Here is an 18561-nt window from a genome sequence, read left to right as displayed (position 1 = left end):
AACCTGTCAATTTTAACTCAATCCGAGGCGAGATTGCCGCGCCACACCGATATAGGTAATCAGCAAAGCCACGCAACACACCAGGGCGGCGATGATATACACCAGACGGCCGCCCAGCATATCCCAGAAATAACCGCTGTAAAGACTGCCTATCATGCCGCCCAAGCCAAAACTGATACTGCTGTACAGTGCTTGACCTTTGCTTTGATGGCGTTCGCCGAAATACTGAAACAGCAATTGCATAGCCACGACATGGGCCACCCCAAAAGTGGCCGCGTGCAGCATTTGCGCGATGATCGTCAATGCCAGCGAATCCACCCCATCAGCGATTAACAGCCAACGCACTACGCTGAGTGATACCGCAAAAAGCAGCAGCGTGCGTGGCGAGAGCCATTTCAACAATTGGCGCATCGCCATGAACAACAACACCTCGGCCGCTACACCGCTGGCCCACAACAAACCGGTTTCGGTCGCCGAATAGCCATGCTGCTTTAAGTAAACCGAATAAAACACATAGTAAGGGCCATGCGCGACTTGCAGCAGCATATAAACCAGCAAAAATGCCAACAGCTCAGGTTTCATTAGAATTTGCCGGATGCAACCAGTATCGCTTTGTGTCAGACGCGGCTTGGCTTCGGGAGTCATCAGCGCCATCAGCCAATTCAGCAGCATCAAGCTACCGATAATCCACGGCAAATAGGCAATGCTAAACTGATCCAGAAAACGGCCTATGCCCAGTACCGCCGCAATAAAGCCGATAGACCCCCACAGCCGAATTTGGCTGTAGCGCTGTGGTTCGGCTTGCAGATGAAACAAGGTCGCGGCTTCGAACTGCGGCAAGGTGGCATTCCAGAAAAAGCTGAAAACCACCGTCACTGCGGCAAACCACAGGTAATCACTACGGTACAAAAAACCGGCAAAGCACAGCACTGACAGCAGCGAGGTGATGCGAATCAGACGTAAACTACGACCGGTTTTGTCAGCCAACCAGCCCCAGTAATTCGGAGCAATGATCTTGGTCGCTACCAAAAAAGCGGTCAGCTCGCCGATTTCGGTGGCGGCGAAACCGACTTGCTTAAGGTATAAACTCCAAAACGGCAGGAATGCGCCCAGCGTGGCGAAATAGCAAAAATAAAAGCCGGATAAGCGCCAGTAAGGTACGCTCATTCAGCGCAGAATCGGCAATCCTGAATTTACATGCAGGTTTTGCGCGCGATGCCGGAGCAAATGATCCATCAAGACGATGGCGACCATGGCTTCGGCGATAGGCGTGGCGCGGATACCGACGCAGGGATCGTGGCGGCCTTCGGTAACCACTTCTATGACCTCGCCTTTGCTATTAATACTTCGACCCGGCAAACGCAGGCTGGAGGTGGGTTTTAAGGCAATCCGGGCGATGATGTCCTGGCCGCTGGAGATGCCGCCCAAGATGCCGCCGGCATGGTTACTTAAAAAGCCATCCGGGGTGATTTCGTCGCGGAATTGGGTACCCTTGGTAGCGATGCACTCAAAACCGTCACCAATCTCCACACCTTTAACGGCGTTGATACTCATCAAAGCATAAGCCAATTCGGCATCCAGGCGGTCAAAAATCGGCTCGCCCAAACCGGGCGGCACATGACTGGCGATCACTTCGATCTTCGCGCCTATCGACTCGCCTTCCTTGCGCAGTGCATCCATGTATTTTTCCATTTCTTCAACTTTGCCGGCATCGGGGCAGAAGAACGGATTATTAGGAATTTCGTTCCAGTCGAATCCGTCGATTTTGATCGGACCCAGTTGCGACAAGTAGCCGCGCACCAGGATGCCGTGTTCTTGGAACAGATATTTCTTGGCAATCGCGCCGGCGGCGACGCGCATCGCGGTCTCGCGGGCAGAGGAACGGCCGCCGCCGCGATAATCTCTAAACCCGTATTTGTGCTGGTAGGTGTAATCGGCGTGGCCGGGTCGGAAGCTCTCGGCAATTTTCGAATAATCCTTGGAGCGTTGATCGGTGTTTTCGATCATCAGCCCAATCGGGCAACCTGTGGTTTTGCCTTCGAATACGCCGGACAGGATTTTTACTTCATCGGCTTCGCGGCGCTGCGTGGTATGCCTAGACGTGCCAGGTTTGCGCCTATCCAAATCGATCTGCAAATCCGCTTCCGACAGTTCCAAACCGGGAGGGCAGCCATCGACGATAGCCAACAAGGCCGGGCCGTGGCTTTCGCCGGAGGTGGTGACGGTAAATAATTTTCCTATGCTGTTTCCGGACATGGTTATAAAGCGCTAACAAAAAGTGAATGATAAAGAGAGACTTGTGCGGCGGTCAGCAGAAATACGCCGTCGCCGCCGCGCTCGAATTCCAACCATTGGAACGGCACGTCCGGGAACATTTCCTGCAAGGTTTCGGCGCTGCTGCCCACTTCGATGATCAAGATGCCCTGCTCCGCCAGGTAGCGTTTGGCGTCAACCAAAATCCGCAATACCAGATCCAGGCCGTGCTCGCCGCCGGTAAAACCCATCTCGGGCTCGGCATGAAATTCCGCAGGCAAGCTTTCCCATTCGGCGATAGCAACATAAGGCGGATTGCTGACGATGATGTCGTAAGGCTTGGCCGGCAAATCGTTGAATAAATCGGATTGATAAAGTTGGACTTGGCCATCCATATCATGTTTTTCAATATTGATCTGCGCTACCGCTAAGGCATCGTCCGACAATTCCACTGCATCCACTTGCGCATCCGGGAAGGCATAAGCGCAGGCGATAGCGATGCAAGCGCTACCGGTACATAAATCCAGGATGTTGAACACTTGGGTTTCTTCCACCCAAGGTTCGAAGCGTTCGGCGATGAGTTCGGCGATGGGCGAACGCGGTACCAAGACCCGTTCATCGACATAAAAAGACAGGCCGGCAAATATCGCTTCATGAGTTAAGTAGGCGGACGGCTTACGTTCGACGATGCGGCGTTCTATCAGCGCCACCACCGCCTGGCGTTCGGTCATGGTCAACACCGAATCCAGATAGCCGTGATCCAAATCGTAAGGCTGATGCAAGGTATGCAACACAATCGCCGCGGCTTCATCCAAAGGCGTGACCGTGCCGTGGCCCAGAAAAATCTGATGTTCGGCAAACCGGCTGGCAGCCCAGCGAATATAGTCTCTGATGCTGCTGAGGGTTGTGATAACATCCGGACCTGTTATGTTCATAGCGTGTCTATACTTAAAAATACGTTTAAAAATGCAGCGGCGGATTTTAAACCAATCCCCCGCCGCTTGCCCGAATAAAGCACAGTAAATGACCGAGGCCCATTCTCAAGCGCTATCCGCTAAACTGGCAAAAAATCGTCTATATCAGGATTGTTTCAAGTATATGCAATCCGATTCCTTGGCGTTACCGACCATCCCGGATGTCTCGGTAAAAATCCGCCGGGCAATTAACGAACCCAACGCCAACAGCAATAAAATCGCCCGAGTCGTGCAAATCGACCCCAGTATTACTGCGCGCTTGGTCAAAATCTCCAATAGTCCGCTCTACCGGGGCAGGCGCAAGATCGAAAGCTGTCCGGAAGCCTTGACCCGTTTGGGCTTGAAAGCCGCGCAGGACATTATTACCGCCTTCGCGTTAAAAGCGGTGTTCAACGCCAAATCACCGGTGATTCGCCGTAAGATGCAAGAGCTTTGGGCGCATAGCAGTTACGTGGCGGCGATCAGCGCGGTATTTGCCCATAAAACGCCCGGCTTCGATCCGGACCGGGCCATGTTGGCCGGCTTGATTCACGATATTGGCGTGGTGCCGATTCTGGCTTACGCCGACCGGCAACCGGAGATTGTGGCTAATCCGGGCGACTTGGCTGAAGCGGTGCGCGAATTGCGCAGCCCGATTGGCGTGCAAATTATCCGCAAATGGGATTTTCCCAGCGACTTTGAAGACGTGATCATTCATGCCGAGAACTGGCACCGCGACAGCGGCGAAACCGCCAGTTACAGCGACATAGTCATGATTTCGCAATTGCACAGCTTCATCGGCAAGATAGACATCAAACAAATGCCCAAGCTGGACGAATTGCCGGCTTATAAAAAATTGGCAAAAGGCAATCTGGATGCGGATTTAAGTATCAATATACTCGACCAGGCGAAAGATGAGATCGAACATATCCGGCAGATGTTGAGTTAAACCGCTCAGCGCCAGCGTTGGCAATCCACTCAAGTTGCGGAATAATTCGGCCCTGATTGAATTGCGCAAATTGTAATTCGTAACCCTGAGTATTCTTGGATTTTTTCTTACCAAAGGAGTTAGCTAGATGAAACATACATTATTAATCGCCGCCTTGCTGCCCACCCTATTTGCAAACCCCGCGCAAGCCGGTAGCCTGGCCAACGGCAGTTGGCAACCCAGCGGTTGCGGCGCCGTGCCCGAGTCACCTACTATCGATGCCGGCAATATCGATGCCTACAATAAAAGCATTGCGGCGATCAACGCCTGGCAACAAAAATCCCGCGATTATTTCGAATGCTTGATCAAAGAAGCCAACACCGATAACGGCATCATCGCTGACCACGCCAATCAGGCTCAGGCCAAATATCGGGAAACAGTCGAAAAAATCGGCGCACAAGCCGAGGCAGCCAAGAAAAAACTCGATAAAGAATAAGCTGGCGCGCACTGCAAGCTGCAGTTGCTGCGGCCGACACGTTATTTTTACCAGCGTTTACAATTCGCGCCCCGATTAAGCCTCCCGAGCAACCGGGATTTATCATAAAATCTCCGCATGACATGCAGCAGCCATTCGCTTAACGCGGGGGCTGCGCTCCCAGACCACCACTCTCTAGCAATAAACACTACCCAAGCCATGAAAAAAATCGACATCAAGCTGCTGATACTGGCGATCAGCGTGCTGTTAAACGGTTGCGCCAGTCTCGGCAAAGGGATTACCGAAGCCATTCTGGAAAAGCAGGAAGCCGAAGACACCCGCATTTGCGAAATCAAAGGCGATAAATTCGAAGGCATCAAACCGCAACTGGAAGTGCATGACCGGAAAATGAAGCTGCTGATGGTGCACGGAGTCGGCAACCACTTGCCGGGTTACTCCACCCAGTTCATGGAAAAGCTGGCCAAGGAACTTGATCTGACCGTCACCAGCAAAAATGTCAAAAATATCCGCTTGGCCGATGCAAAAGGCCTTGAGCGACCACTGGGCAATTTGCGTATCCACCGTTATCTGGATGCCAATAAATCCCAGGAAATGCTGTTTTACGAGCTAACTTGGTCGGAGATTAGTGCCAAGGAAAAAGAAGTATTGTCCTACGATAACTCCGGAGAGCAGTCGTTTCGCCGCGCCGAAGTCAACGATTTGTTAAAAAAATTCTCGAACGATACCGGACCGGACCCCATCATTTATCTGGGCGAGAAGCGCGAGGATATTTTGTCGGCATTCGCGCAATCCTTCTGCTGGATGATCCACGGCGACTGGAACAACCTGCCGGACGACGTCAAGCAAACCTGCTCCACCAAGAACGTCACACCGTTTTACAACGACAGCTACGCCTTCATCTCCCACAGTTTGGGTAGCCGCATCACTATCGACGGCTTGCAACAAATTGCCTCGAAACTGGGTAACGGCGAAACGGCCAGTTACTACACCGCATTAACCAATGTTTTAAAGAATAAAGAGATACCTATTTACATGATGTCCAACCAATTGCCCATGCTGCAATTGGGACGGGCACTACCGGAAGTCGCGAATCATGCCGACACTTATTGCCAAGCCGACGGCGCCAAATACAATGAACGGATCATGGCGAAAACTTCGGTGATCGCGTTTAGCGACCCCAACGATTTACTCAGCTATGCCATTCCGCACGATTTCGTGAATAAATATCTGGATTCGCGATTATGCGTGAATGTCACCAATATCAATATCAACGTCGCCAGGGTTTATGATGCGTTTGGCTTGGGTAAATTGGCGAATCCGATGGATGCCCATATCGGCTACGATACGGACGACCGGGTGATTGCCTTGATCGCCAAAGGCATCGCTAACGAACACACCGCACCTATCGTCAAAGAGCGCTGTCACTGGGTGGAAACCATTGATTAAGCTTTTTAGGGTATGGCTGAAGGCTTAGCCATACCCGCCCCCTCGCATTACCCCTCACGGCAGTCCTGCCCACTTCACCCTCGCTTCACATTCCCACCATCATCCGCTCACCGTGCCGGTGCATGCTGTTCATCGTCTTTTAACTCCACGGAATAAACGCGATGCAAAAAAAACTCTGGCAAAAGATCTGCATAATGTTCGGTCTGACTTTGGTGCTGCTGATACCGATAGGCATGATAAAAAATCTGGTGGGCGAACGCGCCGAACGCCAACAACAGGCGGTGAGCGACATTGCCGCCAGTTCTGCCGGTCCCCAGCAATTGTTCGGCCCGTTGTTGACTGTACCTTACACCGAGCGCTGGACCGAGATTATCGAAACCAAACAGGACGGTCAACCCAAGCGCGAACAAATCGAACGTGTCGATAATCGGCTGCTGTATGTTCTTCCCGAGCACCTGAATATAACCGGCGAGCTTGCTACGGAAACCAAGCAGCGCGGCCTGTTCAAAGTGCGCTCTTATGTACTGAATGTCAGCATCAAAGGCGATATGAAACTGCCCGGTGCTTACGGCAATCCCAAGCCGCTACATAACGGCCAGATCAGTTTCGGCACCCCTTACGCCAGCGTCGTGCTGGCAGATATGCGCGGGGTACTGGAAGCGCCGGGCATGGAATGGGGCGGCAAGCAATATGCCTTCGAACAAGGCGCGGAGTTACCCATGCACCAAGCCAACGGCATGCACGTGTCATTGGATGCACCGCCGGTCGAGTTCGGCGCCATCAACATACCGTTTGCTTTCACGCTAAAAATACGCGGCATCGAATCGCTGGATTTTATTCCGGCCGGCAAGCAAACCCGCGTGGAATTATCCTCAGCCTGGCAGCACCCCAGCTTTTACGGCCGATTTCTGCCTGATCCGCAAACCCAGCAAGTCGGCGAGGCCGGTTTTCATGCGTTATGGTCGGTTGATGCGCTGGCGTCGAACGTCGCCGAAAGTCTTGGTAAGTGCCAGGCTATCAGTTGTTACGACAGCTTTGGTATACGTTTGATGGAACCCATTAATGTCTATTCCTTGTCTGATAGAGCCAGTAAATACGGCTTCCTGTTCGTCTGTCTGACTTTTGCAGCCATCTTTCTGTTCGAAATTCTGAAAAATCTGGCGATTCATCCGGCGCAATACGCCTTGGTGGGTTTGGCGTTGGCGATGTTTTTTCTGCTGCTGTTGAGTTTGTCGGAGCATTTGGACTTTGTGCTGGCGTATTTAATCGCCAGTGCTGCCTGCGTAATACTGATCGGCTTCTATCTCAGTGCAGTGTTGCGCAGCGCCAAACGCGGTATTAGCGCCGGCGCCTTACTGAGCGGCTTGTTCGGAAGTTTGTATGGCTTGTTGGAGTCAGAGGATAACGCGCTGATGCTCGGATCTTTACTGATGTTTGTCTTGTTGGCCCTGGCGATGGTTACCACGCGGCGCCTGGATTGGTATGGACTGAGTCAATCCGCTGCCGATAACTCGGCAATCATTTAAATCCCACCGGCTCGGGGCGTTGGCTCTAAGCAGCGTTCCGAGCAACAAAATCGAGGTAGTTATGATTGTTGCTCATCTTCCGGCCGGCTATATCGTATCGACGCTGCTGTTTAGGCGATTTGCAAAATATGGGGTCACCGGGATAAATTTTCTGCGCGCCGGCATGCTCGGCAGCATCGCGCCCGATCTGGATATGATTTATTTTTATGGTTTCGACCACCGCGCTCACCCACATCACAGTTATTTCAGTCACTTTCCCAGCGTCTGGCTGCTGTTATTAACGCTGGCGATCCTGTGTTTTCAGCATTGCCGGCACAAGAAGCTGCCGGTGTTGGCGCTGATTTTTACCGGCAACGGTATGTTGCATATGGTGCTGGATTATATTTCAACCAATATCTACTGGCTGGCCCCCTTCGTAAACAAGCCTTTTGCCTTGATTACGGTGCCCAGTGTCTACCAGGATTGGCGGCTGAATTTTCTGCTGCACAGATCCTTTGTGCTGGAAATTTTGCTGGTAATTTGGGCTACCGGTTTATGGTTTAGGCGTCGGTTAAATAGGCTCGAATTGGTCGAATAAACCTTAATCCGGAAGATGGATCGTTCCCTCGGCAAACAACACGGCTTGACCACCGACCCTGATGGTCAAGTTCTCCAGGCCTTTGTTATCCATTTCCAAGTGGATCAAGCTGCGGCGAGTGCTTAGATCACCGCGTTCCACCGCAAAAGTGTGGGTGCCTTTCTGAGTGTGTTCAAACGAGCACAGGTAACAACAAAACGCCGGTATCGCGCTGCCGACCGGCGGATCGGCATGGATGCCGATATTGGGTCCCAGCAAGCGGGCATTGAAGTCCGCTTCCGGGCTCGATGATTTCGGGCAAAACAGCAAGATTTCCTGCGCCGCGGTTTGCGGTGCCGTGGATTGCGCCCAAGCCGCGTAATTAAAGCGGGCTTTGCGCACCGATTCGACATTCCAAACCGGCACTACTAAATAAGGAAACCCGCAAGACACCAGGCGTGGCGAGTATTTTTTATGATCCAGCTCCGCAAGCTGCAAGCCTAAGAAACTGCAAATTTCATCGTCGCTGGGCGCAAAGCGGTCGACTATCGAATCGACGCTACGGCTAAATTGCACCAAGCTTGGTTGGCCATCCTGACTGGACAGATTAACTTGAATAACGCCGATATTTTGTTCGAACTCGAGTTTAGTCAGCGGTTCGGTTAACGCTACACCGCCGGACATAGCCAACACGTAGGCTGCGGCAATAATCGGATGCCCGGCAAAATTGATTTCGCCTAAAGGGGAAAATATGCGCATCCGCCGGTGCTTATTGCCATCGGCTTTGTGAAAAAGAAATACCGTTTCCGACAGATTCAATTCTTTGGCAATCTTGGCCATTTGCTCGGCATTCAAGCCGTCGGCCTTCGGTAATACCGCTATCTGCGCACCGTTGAAAATCTGGTCGGTAAAGACATCAGCGATATAATATTGGTAGTTCACACCTTACTCCATTTCACAGACAGCCAAAGACGGCGATTTTTGTTGCGCAGGCGACGACGCCGGCATCACGGCGACTCTGCCGTTTTCCAGGCGTACTTGATAGGCCGGCACACTGACGCCGGCATCTTCAAAGCACACACCTGTACGTAGATGGAAATGCTGTTTATACATCGGCGACGCGACCATCGGTTCGCCGCTTATGTCGCCTATCATACCGCGCGACAGAACGTTGGCGTGGCTAAACGGATCGAAGTTACCGATGGCATAGACTTCCTGCCGGCGTTGCAGGTAAAAAATCGCGACTTGTTTGCCTTTTACTAAGGCACACACCCCAGAATCGGCTTGCAAATCGTCGATGCCGCACACATCTATCCACGTACTCATTATGCCGCCTCCTCGATCAATTTGAAATGTTTACGTTCTTGCGCGTTGGCTGGCCGCACTTGGCCGCGTTCCTCGACAAACACCACGTTGTCGTCGGCTTGATCGCTGTTGACGAAATGCCGGAAGCGCTTCAGGCGTTGCTCGTCCGCCAGCGTGGTTTTCCATTCACACTGATAGGTATCGATAACGTGCTGCATCTGCCCTTCCAATTGTGCGCCTATACCCAGCCGATCCTCGATAACCACCGATTTCAAATAGTCCAAACCGCCTTCCATATTTTCCATCCATACCGAAGTCCTTTGCATCCGGTTGGCGGTGCGGACATAAAAAATCAACACCCGGTCGATGTATTTGATTAGCGTTTCTTTATCCAGATTGGTGGCAAACAAATCGGCATGACGCGGTTTCATGCCACCGTTGCCGCAGACATATAAATTCCAGCCGTTCTCGGTAGCAATCACGCCGATGTCCTTGCCTTGCGCTTCCGCGCATTCGCGGGTACAGCCCGAGACGCCGAACTTGATTTTATGCGGCGCGCGCAAGCCTTTATAGCGATTTTCCAACTCTATCGCCAAGCCGACGCTGTCATCGACACCGAACCGGCACCAGGTGCTGCCGACACAGGATTTGACGGTACGCAAGGATTTACCGTAAGCATGGCCGGATTCAAACCCTGCATCGATCAGTTCTTGCCAAATCGCCGGTAATTGCTCCACGCGGGCGCCAAACAAATCCACACGCTGGCCACCGGTAATTTTGGTGTAAAGCTGATATTTTTTGCCGACTTGGCCTATTGCGATCAACATATCCGGGGTAATCTCCCCGCCGGCAACGCGCGGCACCACCGAATAAGTGCCGTCTTTTTGCATATTGGCCAGGAAAATATCGTTGGTATCCTGCAAACCGATATGTTCTTTTTTCAGAATATAGTCGTTCCAGTGTGAAGCCAGGATGGAACCGACCGCTTGCTTGCAGACTTCGCAGCCCAAACCCTTGCCGTGTTTGTCCAGCAATTCGTCGAAGGTTTTGATTTCTTCCACCATCACCAGGTTATACAAATCCTGGCGAGTGTGCGGAAAATGCTCGCAAATATCAGTACTGACTTCCACGCCCAGCTTGGTCAATTCGCAATCCAATACCGACTTCAGCAGCGCGGAGCACCCGCCGCAACCGGTGCCGGCCTTGGTCTCGGCTTTCAGGCCGCCGAGCGTGGTGCAACCGGCTTCGATTGCGCCGCAAATCTGGCCTTTGCTGACATCGTAACAGGAGCAAATCTGCGCCGATGCGGGTAAGGCATCCGGCCCGAGACCGGCCGATTCACCGGCAAGTTGCGGCAAAATCAAAGAATCCGGATGCTCAGGCAGCTCGATGCCGTTCAAGCAATATTGCAACAAAGTGCTGTAAGCGGACGCATCGCCGACCAAAACCGCGCCCAACAGCCGTTTCTGATCCTGACTAACCACCAAGCGTTTATAGATTTCACTGGCACCGTTTTGATAGGTATACACCATCGCGCCTTGGGTCCTGGCGTGCGCATCACCGATGCTAGCCACATCGACGCCCATCAGCTTTAGTTTTGTGCTCATATCGGCACCGGTAAAACTGCCTGCTTCGCCTGCCAAATCAGCAACCACGGTACGCGCCATCGCGTAACCCGGTGCGACCAAACCGAAAATCTGCCCGTTCCACAGTGCGCATTCGCCAATCGCATAAATATCTGCATCGGAGGTACGGCACTGATTGTCGATCACTATGCCGCCGCGCGGCCCCACTTCCAAGCCGCAGCCACGGGCTATGTCGTCGCGCGGTCTGATGCCGGCGGAGAACAATACGATGTCGGTTTCCAGCGTTTCGCCATCGGCAAAATTCATTTTATGCAGGCATTCGGTGCCGTCGTCGATCAGTGTGGTGTTTTTGTTTAAATGTACTTTCACATCCAGCGCTTCGATCTTGCGCTTCAACATCGCCCCGCCGCCTTCGTCGAGCTGTACCGCCATCAAGCGCGGCGCAAATTCGACCACGTGCGTATCCAGCCCTAAGTCTTTCAAAGCCTTGGCCGCTTCCAAACCCAACAAACCGCCGCCGATGACTACACCAACTTTGGATTTGGCTGCCGCGGTTTTCATCGCTTCCAAATCTTCAATGGTCCGATACACCAGGCACTGCGGTCTTTCATGCCCCGGCACCGGCGGTACGAAAGGATAAGAGCCGGTTGCCAATACCAGTTTGTCATAATCGACTATTACACCTTTGGCAGAGGTGACTTGCTTACGCTCCCGGTCGATACTGGCCGCCTTGTCGCCTAAATAAATCTCGATACCGTGCTCGGCAAAGAAGCCGTCTTCCACCAAAGACAAATCGGCCGCGGTTTTCCCGGAAAAATACTCGGACAAATGCACCCTGTCGTAAGCCGCTCTTGGCTCTTCGCAGAATGTGACAATCCGATAGCGATCTCTCGCATTGCTAGCGACCAATCCAGCCAGAAAATTCTGGCCTACCATACCGTTGCCGATAACAACCAGGGTTTGTTTCATATTCATCAGGGGCCTCTGTTTACTCAGAATTTATGCAAACGCGCTACACGGCCTAGTGGCGGTAAGGCGATTCAAGGAGCTACTGTCTGGTCGCTACCGCCCTTTTTCGCAGCCAAAAAAAAAGGCATCCTGTTCGAATGATTGACTCATTCAAGCAGGACGCCTTTGTCCAGGTTTAATACGGGGGTAAAGTCTAACGACGAGACTTGCTAAATCTTTAACAAAATTTATGCCAACATTAAAAACCCTTTAAAAACGCCGCTTCCCGCCGCCAGACATTATTTTTTTCGCAAAATTCGCACTCAAATAAGGCAAAAAAACCGGTTACTTGCACCACTATGGGGCTATCTGATCGCGAATTGCCGGGTTTGTCGCTATTGAATCATTGGCATATAAACTGCTAAAAAAGACCAAGGAACGACAACCACGGATCATTCATGTCTTTTACGCCTTTTAAATTACTATCCATGCGCGGCAAGACCAAAGTGCTGCACATGAGCTGGATCGCGTTTTTCATCAGCTTTGTTATTTGGTTCAATCATGCGTCTTTGTTAGTACTGATCCAGCAAGATCTGGGGATCAGCGAAACCCAAATCGAAATCCTGTTATTGCTGAACGTGGCGCTGACCATTCCTGCTCGGGTGATTACCGGTATGCTGGTGGATAGATTTGGCGCGAAAATCAGTTACAGCGTGTTATTGGCCGTTTGCAGCATTCCCTGCTTCATGTTCGCGATGGCCGAAAACTTCACCGAACTGGCCTGGTCGCGGTTTTTACTGGGCTTTATCGGCGCCGGCTTCGTGGTGGGCGTGCGCATCATCGGCGACTGGTTTCCGGCCAGCCAAGTCGGCACCGCAGAAGGTATTTATGCCGGCTGGGGCAATTTCGGGTCGGCGGTTGCGGCGATTTTCCTGCCGGGACTGGCATTTTATTTCGGCGCGGAACACGGCTGGCGTTCGGCGATTGCCTTGACCGGCGTCATCGCTTTGATCTATTCGGTGATTTATTATTTCAGCGTGGAAAACCTGCCGCCGGAAATTGCCGCCCTGAAAACCCGCCGACCCATGGCGATGGAAGTCACCAGCATCCGCGACTTATTTTTATACATGCTGAGTCTGGTGCCCCTGTACGCGACCATCTCCTTATTAGCCTGGAAACTGTCCACGCCGGCCACGCCGGTCCTAACCGACGGCTGGAATCTGACTATTCATGCAGTCGTCTGGCTACTGTTCCTGATCCACGTGTTTCAATTGGTCAACAACAACGCCGACCGCCTCAGCCAACCGATTGCCAGCATCCATCATTATCAATACCGACAGGTATTCATTCTGGCGATAGCCTATCTGGTTACCTTCGGCTCCAAACTGGCCGTTTTATCGATGCTGCCGATGTTTTTCTTTAAGACATTCAACGAAACCCAAGGCACCAGTATGTTGGATGCCGGGTTTCTGGCCTCCAGTTTCGTGGTAACCAACGTCATCGCCCGGCCAGCCGGCGGCTGGCTTAGCGACAAGATTGGCCGCAAACTGTCCCTGTATTTATTCGTGGCCGGCCTGGCCGGCGGATATTGTTTGATGGCGATGATTTCTGCGCAATGGACTATCCTGGCAACGGTGGCGGTTACCTTGCTTTGCTCTATATTCATGCAAGCGGCGGAAGGCGCGATATTCGCGTTCGTCCCCTTGATCAAACGCGCCATCACCGGCGAAGTGGCCGGCATCGTCGGCGCTTACGGTAACGCAGGCGCCATCGTTTATTTGATTTTGCTGACCTTCGTCTCCACCGGGCAATTTTTCTTGATTCTGGGCCTGTCCTGTTTTCTGTTGTTGGGTTTGATTTACTACCTGGAAGAACCTAAAAACTACATCACCGAAATCATGCCTGACGGCTCTTTGCTGAAAATCGCCCTGGATTGAACATGGCAGCGCTTAATGTCTTGGTCGTCGATGAATTCGACAGCGAACCCTTGCTGGAAACCAGCTTGCGCCAGCACGGCTGTGAGGTGGTAACCTTGAAACTTAAAGAACTGGACATGATGCAAATTGTCCAGACCCTGAACCCCGACGTGGTGGTTTTGAATTTGTACGCCCCTAACGAGGCCGTCTTGCGCACCATCGTTGACATCAATCATAACTGTTCGCTGCCGGTCGTCATTTTCGCCGAAGATCAGCAAACCGAGACCATCAACAAGGTCATCAAAGCCGGGGTCAGTGCTTATATAGTCGACGGCTTGGATCCGAAACGCATCAAGGCCATCATCGACATCGCCATAGCGCGTTTCAAAGAACAACATGCTTTAAAAGAAGAATTAAAAAAGACCAAGACTCAATTGGAAGATCGCAAGCTAGTAGATCGTGCCAAAGCGATTTTAATCAAGTCGCAAGGTTACACGGAAGACCAGGCCTATCACGCCTTGCGCAAACTGGCGATGGACCGCAACATCGCCATCGGTGAAATGGCCAAGAACGTCATATCAATGGCGGAGTTGTTCAACAAATGACGACTTGCAGAGCGGTCGCGGCAGCTATACATCAGGTCATTATTTATTACCCGGCCCTCGAGAGTACTGGGCCTGTCGAATGATACACAAGCCTCGGCTTCGAAGCGCTCAGCCCGAAAGGAATACCCGCGACAGATAACTGCGGGTTAATAGTCCGGCATCGCAGCTTGATCTACGATGCCGTCAATACCAAATTTTACCGCTGCGTCTGCAAACACCCTATTTCGGTGAAGATGATGCCGAAATGTGCTTGAGTCGCTGAAAAAATCGTCCCCATTATTACTTCAAGCCGTACACCTTCAACTGACTGCAAACCGGTAATTGATTGTCCGGCACGGTGCAGTCTGAGGTACCGACCCGATAAATCATCACATACACCCGGCCATTCGCCACCACCGGCGGAATCATCCGCGACATCTTGCCTAAGCCGCCGTTATTGTCGTCGCCGGTGCGAAATAAGCGTTTCAACTTGTTGCCCGGCTCTATCGTGGTCGCATCGTAAGCAATCAGCTGACCTTCGGCGAACTCCTTATTGGCATCGCCGAATTTGGAAAATACCGCCCAAACGACGGCCGAATCGAAATCGATGGCGTGCGCAAAATTATTAGTTGTGGACGGTTTGCCTGATACCATCAACAAGCCGCCGGGCATACCGCCAGGCGATTCGACACCCACCGAGGCCAGGTCATCAGCTTCGGCGCGGAAGGTCGGCAAATTACCGTCTACGGTGGAAAAGTTATAGGTTTTTAAACGCGAGTTTTCGCCCCAAACATAGACGATGCCGCCGCTCTGATCGCGTTGCGCCAAGGCCAGTGAATGGATGTGGTGCATTTTGTTGTTTTCCGGGTCGCCGCATGGCACGAACCAGCCGTGATCGCTATGTCCGGATGCCGGGCACGGTAGGCTACGATTCAGATGCTGAGCCCGGTCCCAGTTTTCCTGAACACCGCCCGCAAAGTAGGTGGCCACCAACGGCGGTTTGGACATCAATTGATTAAAGCGGTCGTTCCGGCCCAAATTCAGTTTATCCAAGGAATAAATGATGCCGTCTTTGGTGCCTTGCAACAGCAGCCGGGAACCCGGCAACAGCATCGGCCCGGCCGCACCGAAATCCCAGTCTGCGCCGGCGGCATGCGCTTGTGCCCTGCCGCAGGACACTTCGGAGTTATTGTCGCTCCATAAACACTTGTCGCCGGCAACGCGCTCATCCAAAAACGCTTTGTAAAAATCCACCTTTTCCAGTTCGGGCCGCGCACCACCGACGCTGGGTTTGAAACGGAGTTTGATCATGCTTTCGGCCAGATCGACATCGCCGTTATTTGAAGTGCCGTTGGAGGTGGCGACATAAATCATGTCGTCTTCGGTGACCGGCGCACCGCCGGCATGCCAGATGCCGGCGCCCCAGGAATTGAATGAGGTGGCGCAAAATATCGCCGCTTGTTTGGAAAAACCGGCTTGGCCGAGCAAGGCCCTAGTGTCGTAAGCCACTACGAAACCATGCGGATTTTTCCGGCCGCCCATCAGCGATTCACCATTGGCGGCGAATGCCATGACCAAACCGTTGTTCTCTGTCAACGCCAGTCCGGCCCGTAGTTTGGGATAGACATATTGCTTGGTTTGATTATTTTGCTTATATGTCGCGCCGGCGTCGTTAAACCAGCAGCCGTTGCCTTCCTGCGACTTGCCGAAGATACGCACCGGTTTACTTTTTTGGCTGCCGTTCAGCGGATTTAAGGCATACACCCAGTAATCGCGGAACCGGCTGTCGTTGTTCTTCTTTTGCCAGGAAGCGACAAACAGTGTGTTGGTGGCAGGGTCAATTATCGGCGTGGCGGAAATACCCCAGGTGGGCGTGTGTTTCCACATATCCATGTCTTGCGAGCTGATTTCCGGGCCGAGTTTAACTTTATAGACGGTTTCGTTGGTACGGGCGTTAATGCCGATGACGTCATTCTTCATGGTGGTGATGATCACTAAATCATCGGCGCCGGCGCCCTTTTCAATCACCAAGGGCTGGGTTTCGACTTTGGCGTTGAAATCGTAAGTGCGCAGCAGCCCGAATTGCTCGGTATTCACGTTAGTTTTATTCAGCGTGAACTCTTGATTATTGGCCGCGGTACGAAAATTATTGCCGGCGCGTTGCGTCACGCTAACCGCCAGCGCGGCATTAACCCAAAAAACCGTAAAGATAAAACCCAATTGCAGCGTTTTCATGGCTCACTCCCCCAGTTGAATGTCAACTGAGCCTAGAGTGCGCGCAAGTGGCTTGTCAAGTTCTTTAAAAATAAAAGTATTTACAGACTCTGGCCTAACACATGGCTTATTTTCTGATACATGTATGCTTACCTGAGCGGTGGCATCAGGTTTTTATGGGCGAACACCGAAAAAGTTTGCCAAAACGCTTACCACAGCGAATCGTAAGGGTGAGTTTTTTATAGTACTCTAGCCACACCGCGAACATTGCGCGGAACAAGCGTAAATCCCGGTTGCGGCGAGGTGAGGATGTCATGGATATAAAGCTGCCTTTAGATGCGAAACTTGTGATGGCTTTGAACAAGTCGAGCGCGCCGCTTGCCGAGCTTAAATTGAATCAAGTGTTAGACGCCAAAATCATTACCAATCAAGTCATGCTGAACACGCTGACTGTCAGCGTCGCCGATAAAACCATGACTTTGCAGAGCCAACAAGCATTGGCTTTGCCACCCGGCCAGACCTTGCAGTTGCAAGTGGTGAAACTTTTGCCGACCCCGGAGCTAAAAATTATCGCCCCGCCACCATCGCAAACGCCCAATACCTCAAACTCAGCGCCGCCCGAAGCACAACTACTCAAATTACTGCCCTCCCCGACCACTCCAGCGCCTGCAACAGCACCTCTAGCCAGCAACCCGCTAGCCACATTAAACCCCGGTGACCATGTACAGGCGCAAATTTTGAATATCGGCAAACATACGCTAACGGTGCAACTGACGCCGGAGCCGAGTGATGCCAAGCAAACCCAAAGCACAGCGTTGCCTGGCGGCGAAAGCCGAGCAGTATTGGATAGCAAACAACTGCAATGGAGCGATCCGGCGGCTAAGTCCACGCTAACCGTCGGTAGCCGCATAGATTTACAAATTCTCAAGAGCGGTGAGCGCCCAGTGCTGAGCGCATCGTTACCGGCACCCTCTATTGACGAACAGATAGCGACGGTGTTCAAGCAGTTATTGCCCGTTCAAGTGCCGCCGCAACAATTTCTGGCGCAACTGGCGCCTCTGATAAAGCCTGCCGAAAGCGATAAAGCCGTAGGCCAATTACTCAAGCAACTGGCCCACGAAATATTGCAGCATATTCCGGACAAAACCAAGCTGTTCGAACCGGCCACTCTCAAGCAAGCCATCGCACAATCCGGCTTGTTTATGGAACGCAATTTGGTCGAGGCAGAGGCAAAACCCGCGTCATTCGTGTTGCCAGACGATTTTAAATTAAAACTGAGCAAGCTGATTGCGCAGTTGGGCTTGGAGCTGGCTGTGCCTAAGGATGAAAATGCGGCTCAGCAGACAGCAAGCGAACTACTGAAAGAAACCTTGCAAAAGGCCCAGGGCAATCTGGCCAAATTGACCTTGGATCAACTCAATTCGCTGCCCAGGGACGATTCGCCAAAACAGGTTTGGATGCTGGAATTACCGTTCTTCAACAAAGCCGAGCCGGAAACATTGCAGCTGATAGTGGAACAAGACAAACAAGCCAACAGTGAGAACGGCCAAAAGAACTGGGTAGTGAGCATTACCATTACCCCTCCCGAACTTGCTACAATACACTGCAAGGTCTCCTGTTACGACGGCAGTATTAACACCCGTTTCTGGAGCGAGTCCACCAGCACCGTGGACAAAATCAATGCGCGTCTGGACTATTTAAGACAACAGTTCGAACAAAAAGGATTAATACCCGGATTTATGGATGTTCAACAAGGGAAACCCTCGCAAACCCATCCACAAACGCTCCCGCCGCAAAGTCTGTTGAGCGAAAAAGTCTGATACCGGGACCGGAATACAGCAATTGGATAA

At 52.1% G+C, this 18561-nt stretch carries 15 protein-coding genes; 8 read left to right on the top strand and 7 right to left on the bottom strand.

Annotation, left to right across the window (positions count from 1 at the left end):
* Window positions 1-12 precede the first annotated feature (12 nt).
* The 3 genes from ACWAU0_RS17610 to prmB are packed head-to-tail and all read right to left on the bottom strand — an operon-like array spanning window position 13 to window position 3188.
* The gene (locus tag ACWAU0_RS17610) at window positions 13-1167 is read right to left on the bottom strand and encodes an MFS transporter (RefSeq protein WP_458137434.1); all 1155 of its coding nucleotides are present in this window, start codon (window positions 1165-1167) and stop codon (window positions 13-15) included.
* Window positions 1168-2256, bottom strand: coding sequence for a chorismate synthase (aroC, locus tag ACWAU0_RS17605; protein ID WP_458137433.1), 1089 nt, complete (start codon window positions 2254-2256; stop codon window positions 1168-1170).
* A gap of 2 nt (window positions 2257-2258) precedes the next feature.
* A complete protein-coding gene (gene prmB, locus ACWAU0_RS17600; protein ID WP_458137432.1) occupies window positions 2259-3188 on the bottom strand; it encodes a 50S ribosomal protein L3 N(5)-glutamine methyltransferase in 930 nt (309 codons plus the stop codon).
* A gap of 88 nt (window positions 3189-3276) precedes the next feature.
* On the opposite strand from prmB, the gene ACWAU0_RS17595 reads away from it, so the two are divergent.
* The 5 genes from ACWAU0_RS17595 to ACWAU0_RS17575 all read left to right on the top strand — a co-directional run bounded on the left by ACWAU0_RS17595 (window position 3277) and on the right by ACWAU0_RS17575 (window position 8179).
* The gene (locus ACWAU0_RS17595) at window positions 3277-4155 is read left to right on the top strand and encodes an HDOD domain-containing protein (protein ID WP_445369330.1); all 879 of its coding nucleotides are present in this window, start codon (window positions 3277-3279) and stop codon (window positions 4153-4155) included.
* A 127-nt stretch (window positions 4156-4282) separates the two neighbouring features.
* On the top strand, window positions 4283-4630 hold the full coding sequence (locus ACWAU0_RS17590) for a hypothetical protein (protein WP_033156296.1): 348 nt from the start codon (window positions 4283-4285) through the stop codon (window positions 4628-4630).
* A 198-nt stretch (window positions 4631-4828) separates the two neighbouring features.
* Window positions 4829-6076, top strand: a complete 1248-nt coding sequence (locus tag ACWAU0_RS17585; RefSeq protein ID WP_033156297.1) for a hypothetical protein — start codon at window positions 4829-4831, stop codon at window positions 6074-6076.
* Between the two features lie 161 nt (window positions 6077-6237).
* Entirely contained in the window at window positions 6238-7602 is a 1365-nt protein-coding gene (gene creD, locus ACWAU0_RS17580) for a cell envelope integrity protein CreD (protein ID WP_458137431.1), read from the top strand.
* A gap of 61 nt (window positions 7603-7663) precedes the next feature.
* Entirely contained in the window at window positions 7664-8179 is a 516-nt protein-coding gene (locus ACWAU0_RS17575) for a metal-dependent hydrolase (RefSeq protein ID WP_458137430.1), read from the top strand.
* A gap of 3 nt (window positions 8180-8182) precedes the next feature.
* Here the strand turns inward: ACWAU0_RS17575 and ACWAU0_RS17570 are convergent, their stop codons facing one another.
* From ACWAU0_RS17570 to nirB, 3 genes are read right to left on the bottom strand one after another with little or no spacing between them, the layout of a single operon-like run.
* On the bottom strand, window positions 8183-9100 hold the full coding sequence (locus ACWAU0_RS17570; protein ID WP_033156300.1) for a PhzF family protein: 918 nt from the start codon (window positions 9098-9100) through the stop codon (window positions 8183-8185).
* Window positions 9101-9103: 3 nt separating this feature from the next.
* On the bottom strand, window positions 9104-9484 hold the full coding sequence (gene nirD / locus ACWAU0_RS17565; protein WP_033156301.1) for a nitrite reductase small subunit NirD: 381 nt from the start codon (window positions 9482-9484) through the stop codon (window positions 9104-9106).
* Window positions 9484-12024, bottom strand: a complete 2541-nt coding sequence (gene nirB / locus ACWAU0_RS17560; RefSeq protein WP_101052283.1) for a nitrite reductase large subunit NirB — start codon at window positions 12022-12024, stop codon at window positions 9484-9486. The genes nirD and nirB overlap by 1 nt, the downstream gene beginning before the upstream one ends.
* Window positions 12025-12455: 431 nt before the next feature.
* Here nirB and ACWAU0_RS17555 point away from each other — a divergent pair, with 431 nt between their 5' ends.
* Both ACWAU0_RS17555 and ACWAU0_RS17550 read left to right on the top strand, forming a co-directional pair.
* The gene (locus ACWAU0_RS17555; protein WP_033156303.1) at window positions 12456-13934 is read left to right on the top strand and encodes an MFS transporter; all 1479 of its coding nucleotides are present in this window, start codon (window positions 12456-12458) and stop codon (window positions 13932-13934) included.
* Window positions 13935-13936: 2 nt separating this feature from the next.
* Entirely contained in the window at window positions 13937-14518 is a 582-nt protein-coding gene (locus ACWAU0_RS17550; protein ID WP_033156304.1) for an ANTAR domain-containing response regulator, read from the top strand.
* A gap of 279 nt (window positions 14519-14797) precedes the next feature.
* Here the strand turns inward: ACWAU0_RS17550 and ACWAU0_RS17545 are convergent, their stop codons facing one another.
* The gene (locus ACWAU0_RS17545) at window positions 14798-16732 is read right to left on the bottom strand and encodes a hypothetical protein (protein WP_458137429.1); all 1935 of its coding nucleotides are present in this window, start codon (window positions 16730-16732) and stop codon (window positions 14798-14800) included.
* A gap of 293 nt (window positions 16733-17025) precedes the next feature.
* Here ACWAU0_RS17545 and fliK point away from each other — a divergent pair, with 293 nt between their 5' ends.
* Complete coding sequence (gene fliK, locus ACWAU0_RS17540; protein WP_033156306.1) at window positions 17026-18531, top strand: flagellar hook-length control protein FliK; 1506 nt, start codon at window positions 17026-17028, stop codon at window positions 18529-18531.
* Window positions 18532-18561 lie beyond the last annotated feature (30 nt).

The sequence above is a fragment of the Methylomonas sp. Uni0009 genome (assembly GCF_054188105.3).
The sequence above is the reverse complement of the archived record's forward strand: the minus strand, read 5'-3'. Positions and strand labels throughout refer to the sequence as shown.